This is a genomic window from Caldisericia bacterium (assembly GCA_030018355.1).
Taxonomy (GTDB): Bacteria; Caldisericota; Caldisericia; order B22-G15; family B22-G15; genus JAAYUH01.
Genome location: JASEFN010000003.1, coordinates 35,588 through 47,530 on the forward strand (window position 1 = coordinate 35,588; position 11,943 = coordinate 47,530).

General features: G+C 26.7%; 9 protein-coding genes. 8 read left to right on the top strand and 1 reads right to left on the bottom strand.

The genetic code is table 11. The features are described 5' to 3' along the window. Positions 1–22: 22 nt before the first annotated feature. The 8 genes from QMD25_03515 to QMD25_03550 are packed head-to-tail and all read left to right on the top strand — an operon-like array spanning position 23 to position 10,123. Positions 23–763 (top strand): PIG-L deacetylase family protein, encoded by a 741-nt coding sequence (locus QMD25_03515; protein ID MDI6861069.1) that lies wholly within the window; start codon positions 23–25, stop codon positions 761–763. Positions 764–771: 8 nt separating this feature from the next. Continuing rightward, on the top strand, positions 772–1,773 hold the full coding sequence (locus QMD25_03520; protein ID MDI6861070.1) for an SIS domain-containing protein: 1,002 nt from the start codon (positions 772–774) through the stop codon (positions 1,771–1,773). Then, on the top strand, positions 1,770–2,732 hold the full coding sequence (locus tag QMD25_03525) for an ROK family protein (protein MDI6861071.1): 963 nt from the start codon (positions 1,770–1,772) through the stop codon (positions 2,730–2,732). The genes QMD25_03520 and QMD25_03525 overlap by 4 nt, the downstream gene beginning before the upstream one ends. Further along, on the top strand, positions 2,729–4,990 hold the full coding sequence (locus QMD25_03530; GenBank protein ID MDI6861072.1) for a hypothetical protein: 2,262 nt from the start codon (positions 2,729–2,731) through the stop codon (positions 4,988–4,990). The genes QMD25_03525 and QMD25_03530 overlap by 4 nt, the downstream gene beginning before the upstream one ends. 6 nt (positions 4,991–4,996) lie before the next feature. Next, the gene (locus QMD25_03535) at positions 4,997–6,346 is read left to right on the top strand and encodes an MFS transporter (protein ID MDI6861073.1); all 1,350 of its coding nucleotides are present in this window, start codon (positions 4,997–4,999) and stop codon (positions 6,344–6,346) included. Then, entirely contained in the window at positions 6,339–7,976 is a 1,638-nt protein-coding gene (locus tag QMD25_03540; protein MDI6861074.1) for an alpha-galactosidase, read from the top strand. Before QMD25_03535 ends, QMD25_03540 begins: the two co-directional genes overlap by 8 nt. Beyond that, positions 7,973–8,896 carry a 1-phosphofructokinase family hexose kinase gene (locus tag QMD25_03545; GenBank protein MDI6861075.1) on the top strand — a complete coding sequence of 308 codons (924 nt, stop codon included), beginning with the start codon at positions 7,973–7,975 and terminating at the stop codon, positions 8,894–8,896. The genes QMD25_03540 and QMD25_03545 overlap by 4 nt, the downstream gene beginning before the upstream one ends. A 3-nt stretch (positions 8,897–8,899) precedes the next feature. After that, positions 8,900–10,123 (top strand): family 1 glycosylhydrolase, encoded by a 1,224-nt coding sequence (locus tag QMD25_03550; GenBank protein ID MDI6861076.1) that lies wholly within the window; start codon positions 8,900–8,902, stop codon positions 10,121–10,123. A gap of 32 nt (positions 10,124–10,155) precedes the next feature. On the opposite strand, the gene QMD25_03555 is transcribed toward QMD25_03550, so the two are convergent. Further along, on the bottom strand, positions 10,156–11,943 hold a 1,788-nt coding region (locus QMD25_03555), incomplete at its 5' end, for a stalk domain-containing protein (GenBank protein MDI6861077.1).

Here is an 11,943-nt window from a genome sequence, read left to right on the forward strand (position 1 = left end):
AATTAAAAAGAGGTGAATTGATATGAAAGTGAGTGATTTATTTCCAATTCCAGATTTTTTTGAATTTAATAACTTCTTGGTTTTTGAGCCACATCCAGATGATGCAGATATTTTTATGGGAGGAGTTATTAAAAAATTGACCCAGATGAATAAAAATTTAATCTTAATAACAGTTACAAATGGTGATAAAGGTACTTATGATCCATCTTTAAGCGAGATTGAGTTAAAAGCAATAAGAAAAGAAGAGAGGTTAAGAGCAAATGAAATTCTCGGAATTAAAAATTTAATTTTCCTTGATTATTCAGATTATGATCTTCCAGAAAAAAAGATTCTTGTAAAAGAGTTTTTAAAAATTATAAGAGAATTAAAACCAGAAGTTGTTTTTACTCCTGATCCAAATCTTCCATATGAGGTTCATCCTGATCATAAACTTGTTGGTGAAGCAGTTAGTGAAGCATTTTTCTTTTCTTCATTACCACTTGTCATGAGTGAAAAAGATCCACATTATGTAAATTTAATATCCTATTACATAACTCCATATCCAAATAAATTTATTGATATAACAGATACCTTTGAAACTAAACTTAAAAGTATAAGAGAACATAAGAGTCAATTTAATGATGAAAATTTTAAAAAGATGGAGATTTATTTAAGGTTAAAAAATGGTGAATATGGAGAAAAAATTGGTGTATCCTTTGCTGAAGCATTTAAGGTTTTTACACCTTTACATTTACATACAAATGTTGATTCAATAAATCTTTGAGGAATTTTATGTCAAATTATGAATACATTCTTGAAGAAATAAAAAGAGTTCCAGAGGATATCGAAGAAATACTTATTTCATTTAAAGATTATGATTTTAAAGAAATTATGTTTAATAATATTCTTTTCCTTGGTACAGGGGGTGGATCAAGAGCATCATTTGATGTTCTTTTAACATATCTTTTTGATAAATCACCATATCCAATTTTTATACATCAAGGATATGAAATCCCAAGTTTTGTAAATGAAAAAACTCTTGTTTTTTCTGTTTCATATTCAGGTGAAACTGAGGAAACAATTTCATCAACTCTTGAAGCATTAAAAAAGACAAAAAACATTTTTATTTTAACTAAAGGAGGCTTTTTAGAAAAACTTGCAAAAGAAAAGAGACTCTTTTTTATAAAGTTAAAGGATGGATATGAGGCAAGACATGCTTTGCATTTAATATTTTTCTCAATTTTAAAAATTCTCTCTCACTACCTTCATTTAAATTTAGATGATGAAATTATTGATACTATAAGAACTTTAAAGGAGATAAAAAAGAAATCTCATGAAGATATTAGAAAAATAGTTGATGAGATTAAAGGAAAAATTCCATTTATATATGGAAGTTATCTTTTCTCAGATTCTCTTTCAGAAAGATTAAGGAGGCAATTAAATGAAAATGGAAAAACTCTTTCTCATTCAAATATTGTTCCATCGCTTCATCATGATGAGATTGTTGGATTTATGGATAACTCCTTGTCTCAAAAAGTTTTTGTTATTTTAATAAGAGATTTATATGAAGATGAGAAAATAAATAAAAGATTTGAAATAACAAAAAAGGTCCTTGAAAGTTATGGATTTAAATATTATGAAATTTATCCTGAAAATAGCCTTTATAAACTTTCGAGAATGTTTTCAATTATATATAAAATAGATTTAATATCATTAGAATTTGCTAAAATAAGAGATTTTGATCCAAAAGATGTAAAAATAATTGAATATCTAAAGGAGTTAATGAAAAAATGAGAGAGTATTCTGTGGGAATTGATATAGGTGGAACAAAAATTTTAATGGTTTTAATTGATGAAGACGGGAAAATTTATAAAAAAGGTTTTCTAAAAATTGGAAACACAGATGAGGGTGACAGAATTTTAAATGATATAAAAAAAGTTTTCCTTTCTTTAATTGAAGGTTTTGAAATTAAATCAATTGGTGTAGGTTGTGCTGGATTTATAGATTATAAAAGTGGATTTGTTAAAAAATCACCAAATATAAACTTTTTAGTCGATTATCCACTTAAAGAAGTTCTTGAAAGGACTCTTAATTATCCAGTTTTCATAGATAATGACGTTAAAATGGGTGCTATTGGAGAAATGTTTTTTGGTGAAGGTAAAGATAGTGAATTTTTTATTTTTATTACTTTGGGCACTGGAATTGGTGGAGCATTAGTTTATAAAAATAAAATCTTAAGAGGTATGAATAATCTTGCAGGAGAAATAGGTCATATTACTCTTGATAAAGAAGGTGTACTTTGTGGCTGTGGAAAAAAGGGTTGTTTTGAAAAATTATCTTCTGGCGGTGCAATAAGAGATTATGTTATTTATGGTTTAAAAATGGGTAGAGAATCAAAAATTTTAGAGAGAGTTAATTTTAATATTGAAAAAATTGATACACCATTAATTATGGATCTTGCATTTGAAGGAGATTCTCTATGTGTAGAGGCAGTAAAAAATGCCACCTTTTATATAGGGTTAGTTACTTCATATTTAATAAATATTTTAAATCCAGAAAAAATAATTTTTGGTGGAGGGCTAACTTATGGATTAGGATTTTTCTTTGATGATATAATAAAAATTTCTCAACTTTATTCTTTAAAACTCCCTTTTGAGAATACCAAAATTTTAAAATCAAAACTTAAAGAAGATGCGATCTCCATTGGTGCAGCAATTTATAGTTTAAAAAAATTAAGAGGTGAAGAGATATGAATATTTTTTTAAAGAAAATTTTAAAAATTTTAAAATTAAAAAATTTAGAACCCTATCTTGAATCACTTTTATCAATGGGAAGAAAAAGTGAAGTTACATTTCCAAATGAACTTGTTCCATTAAATTTAGAAATTCTTTTAAAAGGACTTTTGACAAGTAGAGTGTTTGAGATAAATTCAAATTGGATTTATCCATATTGGATTGAAGAACAATTAAACCCAAAAAGCAATTCTTTTGTTGCAAGAGGAGCAAATATTTTTGCAATAAATATAACTCATAGAAATTGGACAATTCTTGGATTTCCAGAAGGAAATGAAAAAGGGGTTATTGATGAAAAAGGGTTAATTTCACCAAGACAAAATTTTCCTTCACTTGATATTTTTATTAAAAAGGATGAAAATCTTTTCTTTCCATCAAGAGAAAAGATTAAACAAAAATTTGATACAGAAACTTCATTAATCACCACTTCTTATAAAAGTGAAGATTTTGAATACAATTTAAAATCTTTTTCAAGTGTGAGAGATTTTGGAATATATTTAAATTTTTATATAAAAACAAAGGTAAAAGGAAAATATAAAATTTATTTTCTCGTGAGACCATTTAATCCTGAATCATTTGTTCCAATTTTTTCACTTGAATTTAAAAATGAGAAACTATATGTTAATAATAGAATATTTTCAATTCCTATAACAGAGGGTTTTAATAAAATAATCTTTAAAGAAGAGAAGGATATCATTGATCATGAAATATTAAATGAAGATAAAGCAAAATCAAAGTATGGTATGTTAACAGGTGGATACTATTATGAATTAAATTTAAATGAAAATGATGAAAAAGAGATTGAACTTTTTTTGCCTCAAGAGGATTATTATAAAGTAAATAATTTTTATGAATCACTAAACTTCAATAAAAGATTTTATGAGAAAGAAAAAGAAGACGAATTAAAAATTTTTTTACCAGATAAAAAAATAAATGAGATATTCAATTCAAATAAAATTTACCTTAAATCTTTAATCTCAAATAATTTAATAACACCAGGGCCACTTACTTATAAAAGATTTTGGTTTAGAGACAGTGCTTATATGATTTCTGCACTCTCAAAAATTGGAGATTTTTCTAGAAGTAAAAATTTGCTCAAAGAATTTCCTAAAAAGCAAAAGAAAAATGGATACTTTATTTCACAAAATGGTGAATGGGATTCTAATGGAGAAGCAATTTTTGCAATTGTTGAATATTATAGATTCTCAAAAGATAAAGATTTTTTAAATGATATATATAATTCTATATACAAAGGCGCTCTTTGGATTGAAAAGAAAAGAAAAAAATTTAAAGAGTCAAAAGGCCTTCTTCCACCTGGTTTTTCTGCAGAACACTTTGGTCCAAATGATCTTTATTATTATGATGACTATTTTGGATTAAGAGGTCTCCTTGATGCATCTTTTACATCTAAAGAGTTGGGTTTAAAAGAGAACGAAAAAAAATTTTACTATTTTTATGAAGATTTTAAAAAAAGCATAAGAGAGGCAATTGAAGATGATCAAAAAAGATTAAATAAAAAAGTTGTTTTAGGTGCTTATGGTAGGGGTATTGATGCTTCTATGATAGCAACATTTACATCTATCTTTCCATTAAGATTAGATCTTTTAACAAAAGAGGAGATTTTAAATACGTATTATGTTTTAAAAGAAAAATTTTTTGAAAAAGGTTGTTTTTATCAAAATATAACACACTCAGGAATCAACCTGTATCTTACTCTTGAGATTGCAAATTCTCTTTTGTATCTTGAAGAGTGTGATGAAGCAAAAAAACTTTTTAAAAATGTAATAAGTCTTTTAAAGCCAACTTATACAGGACCTGAAGGAATTAATCCTAAAACACTTGGTGGATGTGAAGGAGATGGACATCATGGATGGCTTGTTGCAGAAATTTTGCATTTTATAAGAAATTCAATTGTTTTTGAAAAAGAAAAAGATATTTATCTTTTTTCAGGTGCATTTCCAGATTGGTTTGAAAATGGAAATGAAATTTCCTTTTTAGATGGACCAACCTATTTTGGAAAATTATCATTTAATATGAAAGTAAATGGTAATTTAATCGAAATTAACTTTTTATCAGACTTCGACAAAGAATTAGAAAATATTGTGTTATTTTTCCCAATTGATATTGAGAGGATCATTGAGGGAGATTTCAAAAAAAGAGAGAAAAATAAATTTATTTTTAGTAAAAAAAATAAAAAAATAGTTATTGAAAGGAGGTAAGAGAGGGTGAGGTTTTTTGAAAGAATTGGTCTTGATGAAGTCTATTCATTTAAAAAGGGAGTTCTCGCTCTTTTTGTGCTTCTTCTTTTGACAGGAATTATTCTTTATGCAGATCAAAATGTAATGTCTCCAAGTATTGAATTTATTGAGAAAGAATTTAGAATAGGAGATAAAGAGATAGGAATTGTTGGTTCTGCTTTTACTCTTGTTGCTGCAGTTGTAACTTTGCTTTGGGGTTATTTAACTGACAAATTTTCAAGAAAAACACTTCTTGTTATTGCGATTCTTTTAGGTGAAATACCATGTTTTCTTACTGCATTTGCAAGAGGTTATAAAGAACTTCTAATTTTAAGAGTTTTAACTGGAATAGGAATTGGAGGCACTGTTCCTATAGCATTTTCTCTTGTCGGAGATCTTTTTACTGAAAAACAGAGACCTCGTGCACAAGCATGGTATGATGCTATTACAGCAATAGGAATAATTATTGGAATGGTTGTCGCAGGCTTCCTTGCCCCAGTTTATGGTTGGAGGATACCTTTTATTGTTGTATCTTTTCCTAATTTCTTTTTTGCTTTAGGAATGATTATTTTTGGAAGAGAACCTGAAAGAGGCGCTGGAGAACAAGAGATAAAAGATCTTGTACTGGGTGGTAAAAAATATAAGGGAACACTTACTTTAAAAGACTATATTAGTTTAGTTAAAATACCAACAAATGTATGGTTATTCATTCAAGGAATACCTGGTACTGTGGCTTGGGGGATAATTCCATTTTATTTGATAACCTTTTACTTTAGACACAAACACTACCCAATTCAACTTGGAACAATTCTTTTGATTATTTTAGGTCTTGGAACAATTGCTGGAAAATTTGTGGGTGGATATATTGGAAATAGGTTGTATTTGAAGAAAAGAGCATACCTTCCAATTTTATGTGGTTTATCACAATTAATTGGTGTTATTCCTGTTCTTATAACTCTATTTTGGCCTGGAAAAGTAAATCCATCATTTTTAGATATACTTCCTCCGAGTTTATTTGGATTTATTGGAGCATTTTTTATCTCTTTTGCAGGTCCAAATGTAAAAGCAATGCTTATGAATGTTAATGTTCCAGAACATCGGGGAGCGATATCCTCAATTTTTAATTTAACAGATTCAATTGGAGCGGGATTTGGTCCTTTTGTTGGTGGTTTAATCTCTTCAATTTCTTCATTAGATACCGCTATGAAAGTTTCTGCCCTTTTCTGGATTCCTTGTGGAATTCTTTTCTTTGTTGTTGCGTTATTTATTCATAATGATGTTGAAAAAGTAAGAAAGAAAATGGAATCTATAAGAGATGAAATGATGAAAAATGAATGAATTTGATATCTCTTTTGAAAAAATTGAAATAGAATCAGAAGAAAAACATATTTTCTTTGAAAAAGAGAAAGAATTTTCACTCTTTGACTACAAATTGAGTTCTTTTTTGGATCTCTATTTTAAGCCAAAAAAGAAAATTTTTATTAAAAAGATATCTATAACTTATAAAGTTAACAAACCTGAATCTTATTTTGTTTTTAGAAATGGTTTTCAATCTTGGTCACCTTCTCACTTTTTTAAAAATGAAATAAAAGAGAGGTCACCCCTTTTCAAAATTTTAAAATATCACTATCTTGATCCAGAAAATTTATTTCCAACTATAAGTTATATTTTTACAATTTTAAAAGGAAACTTCACTTATCTTATTTTTAAATGTGAAGATCCAAATTTTTATGTCTATTTTGTTATAAATAAAAGAAAAATAGATATTGTATTCGAAATTGATAAATTTTTGTCTGAACCTCTTTTACTCAGAATTAAAATTGAGGAGACAAATAGTATATCTTTTGATCAAAATTTTAATAAAAAAATTTATGGGTGGACATCTTGGTATTACTATTATAGAAATATAAATAAAGAGGAAATTTTTAAAAATATAGATGCAATAGAAAACATTCCGTTTAAACTTAACTATTTTCAAATTGATGATGGATGGCAAAAAAGTATTGGTGATTGGGAAGAGAATGAAAAATTTAAAGGTTCGCTTAAAGAAATATGTGACAAATTAAATAATAAAAATATTTCACCTGGTATATGGCTTGCTCCTTTTATAGTTGAGAAAAATTCATCCATATTTAAAAGGAGAAAAGACCTTCTTTTAAAAGACAAATCTGGAAAAATTTTTCCATGTGGTTTTAATCCGTTATGGAGTGGGTATTTTTATCCTCTTGATATTGAAAAGGAAGAAGTTTATGAAAGAATTTTAAACATTTTAAAAAATTTAAAAGAAATTGGTTTTAAACTTTTTAAACTTGATTTTCTTTATGGAGGATTTATAAAAGGAGAACATGAAAATTCAAGATATGAAAGATTCATTAATTTTATAAATGAAATTAGAAAGGAACTAAAAGAATCAATAATACTTGCATGTGGTGCACCATATATTTTAAAAGAGAATCTTTATGATATTTTAAGAGTTGGTCCAGATACTATGGATGGATGGAAAAATATCTTTTTAAGATTTATTGGATTTGAGGGTAGAGTTGAAGGATATAACTCTTTGAGAAACACAATTCAAAGGAATATTTTTTCTCCTCAAAAATTTCTTTTTGATCCTGATGTGATATTTTTAAAACCAAAAAAACTTAACTTATTCGAAAAAGAAACAATAATTATAGTAAATTACCTTCTTTCAAACATAATTTTCTTTTCTGATCCAATTTATAATTTAAAAAGAGACGATTTTAATTTACTTAAGATATTAAATGAAATAGGAAACTATTATTTAACTGATTTTGATTTTCAAGATGATCTTTATAAATTTGTTTTTTATGGGGAGAAACTTAAATTCTCTCTTTTTGTAAATCTCTCTAACAAATTAAAGAAAATTGAAAATTATAAAGAGGAGTTTATTAAAAAAAGAGATGATAACTTAATTTACCCTCATGAGTCAAGGATTTTTTTAATATGATACTAATAATTACATTTAATCTTGCAATTGATAAAGTTTTATTTGTCGATGAATTTAAACCTTTTAGTGAAAATAGAGTTAAGGTTTTATCCTCACTTCCAGGAGGGAAAGGGGTTAATGTTGCAAGATGTTTAAGATCTCTCTATAAAACCTCCACTATTGCAGGTTTTATTGGAGGATATAATGGCGGTTTTATTAAAGAAGGTTTGAAAAAAGAAAAAATAGGGAGTATTCTTGTTGAAATTGAGAATGAAAATCGAATTTGCAATATTTTACTTGATAGTAGTGGTAAAATTACTGAAATATATGAAGTGGGGCCAGAAATAAAAGAAGAAAAAGTTCAAGAGTTAATTAATGAGATTAAAAAAAGAGAGGAGAGTTTTCAGTATATTGTTATTTCAGGAAGTATTCCTAAAGGGATAAATGAAAATCATATTTTTGAAATTCTTGAAATTTTTAAAGATAGAAAAATCTTTCTTGATATACATGGAGAAATTTTAATCAAAATTCTTGAAAAATTTGAAATATTTTTCTTGAAAATAAATGAAAATGAATTTAAAAAAACTTTTAATGCTTCTTTATTAAGTAAAAATTTATTGATTAATATTTTTAAAAATTATAAAATTTGTCTTCCAGTAATAACTCTTGGTGAAAAGGGAGCAATATTTTTATATAAAGAAAATTTATATAAAATAACTACAGATTATAAAGTTAAAATTGTTAATCCAGTTGGAGCGGGTGATTCTTTTATGGGTGGTTTTGTTTATGGAATAGATGAAGGAATGAATATTTTTGATGCTTTAAAATATGGAACATCAGCATCAATAAGTAATCTTTCTTTTTTTGAAGGAGGAAAAGTTAATAAAGAAGATATTGAAAATATTTTTAATAAGATAAATATATTATTAATGGAGGAGTAAGTTATGAAGAATTTTTTATGGGGTACTGCTACTTCAAGTCATCAGGTTGAGGGTGGAAATTTTAATAATGATTGGTGGTTATGGGAAAAATTGGGAAAAATCAAAACAAATGATTCCTCTCATCCATCATGTGATCATTACCATCTTTATAAAGATGATTTTAAATTAATTAAATTTTTAAATAACAATGCTTATAGGTTTTCAATTGAATGGTCAAGAATAGAACCAGAAGAAGGAAAATTTGATGAAAAAGAAATAGAACACTATATTGATATGCTTGAAGAATTAAGAAAATTAAATATAGAACCCATTTTAACTCTTCATCACTTTACAATACCAATTTGGTTTTACAACAAAGGAAGTTTTTTAAATGAAGAATCACCAAAAATTTTCTCAAGATTTGTTAAAAAAGTTATACCTTATTTTAAAAATTATGTAAGATATTGGATAACAATAAATGAACCACTTGTGCTCGCTGTTTTAGGATATATTTTTGGTTGGTGGCCACCTGGAATGAAAAGTTTCAAATTGGGTTTAAAGGTTGCAAGAAACTTAATTCTTTCACATATGGAAGCGTATAAGATAATTAAAGAGGAAGACGAAAGTTCTATGGTTTCAATTGCTCATAATATGGAGCTTTTTTATCCGGCTTCTAACTTCTTTTTAGATAAAATTGTCGCAAATTACATAAGCGATCTTTATAATTACAAAATTTTAGATTCTCTAATTGAGGGAGTCATTAAAAAACCATTTGGAAAAGATGAGGTGATTTCTGATTTAAAAAATTCTCTTGATTTTATTGGAGTAAATTATTATACAAGAGCATTTGTCAAATATCACCCATTTAAAATTTTTGCAGAGAAAAAAAGAAAAAATGCGATTTTAACAGATTTTGGTTATGAATATTATCCAGAGGGGATTTATGAAATACTGATGAATTTGAAAAAATATAATAAAAAAATATTAATAACTGAACATGGAATTGCAGATAGAGAGGATAAATTGAGAAAGGATTTTCTTATAAAAGCAATTGATTCTGTTAAAAAGGCAAAGAATGAGGGAGTTCAAGTTTTTGGCTATATGTACTGGTCTTTAATGGACAATTTTGAGTGGATTGAAGGATATTCAATGAAATTTGGTCTTTTTGAAGTTGATTTTAAAACACTTGAAAGAAAACCAAGAGAAAGTGCTTATCTTTACAGAGATCTATGCTCTAAAGAAATTTAAAAGGGAGGAAAGTATCCTCCCTTTAATAAATTTTATTCCCCAGGATAAGTAATCTTTACTACTTTAAGATTTGGATCCCAATCAACTTTACACCCAAGATTTTCTGCAATGAATCTAACAGGAAGCATTGTCCTTCCAGAGATAATCATTGGTACTACCTTTGGATTACCTGGATCTATTTGTTTATCAACTCCATTCACTCTTGCAATATTTTTCCCTATCCAGAGTTCAATTACAATACCTTTTAGACTAACAGTTACCTTTTTTTCTACTCCATCCCAACCAACAGTTGCACCTAATGGTTCTGCAATCCATCTTATTGGTAAAAGAGTTCTTCCTTCAACTATTAAAGGTGGTACATCTATCTCTTTTGGTTCACCGTTAATGTACATAATTTTGTTTCCTATTTGAAGTTTTAAAATAATCTTTTCTATTTCAATATATTTATATAAATAACCATAAAATGAACCAGCGTATATATTTTTTGAATTATTAATATCAATGGCTAATCTTCTTATATTTAAATCAACTAAGCCTTCATTGATCGAATTCCATGAATTTCCACTATCAGTAGATTTAAAAATACCACTATATGAACAAGCATAAATTATATTTGTATTTTGTTGATCAATTTCAATAGATAAAAAATAATTATTTTTCATTAAACCATTACCAACTTCAATCCAATTTTCTCCTCCATCAATTGATTTGAATACAGTAGTAGAGCCAGCATATAAAATATTATTATTTTTAGGATCTATTTTTATTACATAAAAATTTAAATTTGTTAATCCATTATTTTTAGAGATCCAATTTTCACCGCCATCAATAGATTTGAAAATTCCATTTTTTGTTGCAACATATATGATATTGCTATTATTATAATCAATTGCAATATTATAAATATATTTATCACTTAAACCATTTGTTATATCAATCCATGTGTTGCAACCATCTGTTGATTTGTATATTTTAAAAGGATTTATTGCATATATAGTATTGCTATTTTTAGGATCGTATATTAACATGGTTATATAATTACTTAATTTTTTACTATCAACTTTAATCCAAGTTTCTCCTCCATCAATAGATTTATGAATATAATTCCATGTTCCAACCAACAGAGTGTTATTGACAGGATCAACAGCAATTGTTTGAATTTGTTCATTATTTAAACCTTCTCTTTTTTCAAACCAATTTCTTCCTCCATCATATGATTTATAGAAACCGCTTTCTGTGCCTAAATATATAATATTGCTATCTTTTGGGTCAACTTTTATAGAATTGATTGTAGGTCCAAATATTCCTTTATTAATTTTTAACCAATTTAAACCATAATCAATTGATTTATAAACGCCACACCCTGTTGCAGCATAAATTATATTATTATTTTCCTTATTGATACTAATTTTAAAAATATTAAAACATGATAATCCATTGATAATCTTTTTCCAATTTTCTCCACTGTCATTACTTTTATAATAACCACCATTTGTTGCAAGGTATATAAGATTTGTATCCTTTTCATCAATAGAAATACAATTTATTTTATAACCCATTAAACCAATTGACTTATTTTCCCATTTTTCTCCTTCATCTACTGACTTATAAACATGTAAATTTGTACCGATGTAAATAATTTTCGTGTTCTTTGGATCAATTGCAATAGTATTAATTATCAGATCTGTAAGACCAGAATTTTTTTCTTGCCAACTTTCTCCTCCATCAATAGACTTAAAAATTCCATTATCAGTTGCAACATAGATTAAATTACTATTTGTGGGGCTAATTTTAATATCATTTATATTTAAATTAGTCAA

Excerpts from the sequence above, each read along its gene's own strand:
- QMD25_03530 (MDI6861072.1), top strand. The coding sequence starts at position 2,729 with ATGAATATTTTTTTAAAGAAAATTTTAAAAATTTTAAAATTAAAAAAT.
- QMD25_03520 (MDI6861070.1), top strand. The coding sequence starts at position 772 with ATGTCAAATTATGAATACATTCTTGAAGAAATAAAAAGAGTTCCAGAG.
- QMD25_03550 (MDI6861076.1), top strand. The coding sequence starts at position 8,900 with ATGAAGAATTTTTTATGGGGTACTGCTACTTCAAGTCATCAGGTTGAG.
- QMD25_03515 (MDI6861069.1), top strand. The coding sequence starts at position 23 with ATGAAAGTGAGTGATTTATTTCCAATTCCAGATTTTTTTGAATTTAAT.
- QMD25_03545 (MDI6861075.1), top strand. The coding sequence starts at position 7,973 with ATGATACTAATAATTACATTTAATCTTGCAATTGATAAAGTTTTATTT.
- QMD25_03540 (MDI6861074.1), top strand. The coding sequence starts at position 6,339 with ATGAATGAATTTGATATCTCTTTTGAAAAAATTGAAATAGAATCAGAA.
- QMD25_03525 (MDI6861071.1), top strand. The coding sequence starts at position 1,770 with ATGAGAGAGTATTCTGTGGGAATTGATATAGGTGGAACAAAAATTTTA.